At 48.3% G+C, this 2,356-nt stretch carries 2 protein-coding genes; one reads left to right on the top strand and one right to left on the bottom strand.

The annotated features are described in order from the left end of the window. Positions 1–1,307 (top strand): response regulator (locus RMO35_RS22420; RefSeq protein WP_309744482.1); only part of this gene is annotated, 1,307 nt, incomplete at its 5' end. 491 nt (positions 1,308–1,798) lie between these two features. Here RMO35_RS22420 and RMO35_RS22415 read toward each other — a convergent pair. Next, positions 1,799–2,356 (bottom strand): saccharopine dehydrogenase C-terminal domain-containing protein (locus RMO35_RS22415; protein ID WP_309744480.1); only part of this gene is annotated, 558 nt, incomplete at its 5' end.

The following is a 2,356-nucleotide window of genomic DNA, read 5'->3' as shown; positions in this document are numbered from 1 at the left end:
CAGCTCTGCTGCACCTGCTCAGAAATGCCTACGATCATGGCTTAGAAACCGCCGCCCAGCGGTTAGCTCTGGGCAAACCCGAACGCGGGACGATCCATGTTGCCCTAACTCGACGCGGCAATCTGTATCGCCTAGAAATTGAGGACGATGGCGCTGGCATCGATGCCAATGTCATTTATCAGATTGCCAAATCCAAAGGCTTTCCGCTCGTTGGCGCAGCCTCTATCCAAGAGAATCGCGCCAGCACCAGCAGCGAACTATTAGCAGTCCTCTGTCAGCCAGGATTTAGCTCTAGCAGCACTGTCAGCGAGGTATCCGGGCGCGGCGTCGGGATGGATGTCGTTGTCGCCCAGATTGTCAGCATGGGTGGCAAATTAAGCCTAGATACTCAAGTAGGTCGCGGTACCAAGTTTACGCTCGAAATTCCCGCCCCACAGCTATTAGTACCCTGCGTCCTATTCCAAGTGGGCGATCGCACGATTGCGTTCCCCACAGAAGAAATCCTCGAAACAGCGTTGGTGAGTTCGCTATCAGCAACAATGCTCGCAGATGATGAAGCAAACCTCTGTGCCTGGACGCTGACAACGAGTAGCGGCGATGTATCTGGTTTCGATCTTGCTAATTATTGGCAATCGATCGAGCGATCGCTCCCCGATACCGCTGTCTGCATTCGGACGCGTCAGGGTGCCACCAGTCGGGAGATTTGGTCGATTGCGGACGATCTGCTCGGACAAGCCGAATTGCTCATCAACCCTCTCCCCAGCCCGCTGATTGCGCCTGCTGGCTTATTGGGCGTTAGCCTTCAATCCGACGGTCGGTTGATTTCGATCCTCGATCCGATCGCGTTGACGACCAAGCTTGCCACCAGTGTCGATCGTCGCGCTACTGACTATAGTCTCAGCACGATCGCCGTCGAGCGCACCAAATCATCTGCCCCAGTCATTCTCATCGTCGATGATGCCGCACTGATGCGCCGACGATTTGAAGCCAGTCTCAATACCTATGGATTTGTCACCCACACCTGCAACGATGGACTAGAAGCCCTCAATTGGCTGGAAAACAATCCCTACCCCGATCTGATGATTACTGACGTAGAGATGCCCAATATGGACGGCTTCACGCTGATCGATCGAGCAAGGCAATTGGGCATCTCGATCCCGATTCTCGTCGTCTCGTCTCGATCGTCCGAGGAATGGGGTAAGGAAGCCCGTCGCTTGGGAGCGACTGACTATCTCAACAAAGGCTTTGCTACGACTGAAATGATTCAGAAAGTTAACTCGCTTTTAGGATTGTTGGTTGAAGCATAATATCAAAAGGTAAAGGGTAAAAGGTAACAGAATACTGTAGGGTGTGTTATCCCGCCAGGGTAACGCACCAATCTAATCTATCTCAACCGATTCGATCGCGTCACAAATTTTGCCAAAAAAATAGTAGATGAGCCATGCTCACCTACTGTTTTTTTAGTCAATTAATAGTCGATATTGTTACTGGCATACTTAATTAAAATTAGTACTAAAAGTAGGGTAGGCACTGCCCACCGCTTAGATTTCAGATATTACTAATTTGATCTATCTCTCTACTCACATACTTAAGTGAAAGTAGCTTGACTGATTCGATCGAGTAATAAATTTTGCTAAGAACCAGTAAGTGGAGAGTTATCAACTACTACTTATTAGTCAATTAAGTAGGTAGATGCAATCATTCATAAAATAGATTATATCTCAAACCTGGTTGGTGGGCACTGCCCACCCTACTACGATAGATCTACTGTAACTTTAATTATTTAAATTAATCCGATTTAAGTTGTGAATGGCGAACTACCATCCATGACTTCATGCCAAGGTAAACCCATTGGGCCGAGGAGTGCCATGAATGGATCGGGGTCGCATTCTTCTACATTAAATACTCCGGGTTTCTTCCAACTACCATTGACGATCGACAAGGCACCAACTACTGCCGGGACGCCTGTTGTGTAGGAAATGCCTTGCGAACCGACTTCGGCAAAAGCTGCGGCATGTTGGCAATTATTGTAGACATAATAGTTCTTCTCGACACCATCTTTGATGCCGCGAATATGACAGCCGATCGAAGTTTGTCCGGTGTAATTTGTGGCTAGGGATGCTGGTTCCGGCAGGACAGCTTTGAGGAATTGTAACGGCACGATTTTTTGACCTTGATATTCGATCGGATCGATGCGGGTCATGCCGACGTTTTCTAATACCTTGAGGTGGGTAATATAGTTTTCCGAAAACGTCATCCAAAACCGTGCGCGTTTGAGCGTGGGGATATTTTTAACCAATGATTCGAGTTCTTCATGATAGAGCAAATATGACTCGCGATCGCCGATTTCTGGATA

The organism is Chamaesiphon sp. OTE_20_metabat_361, assembly GCF_031364565.1.
This window is presented reverse-complemented; position numbering and strand designations above follow the sequence as displayed.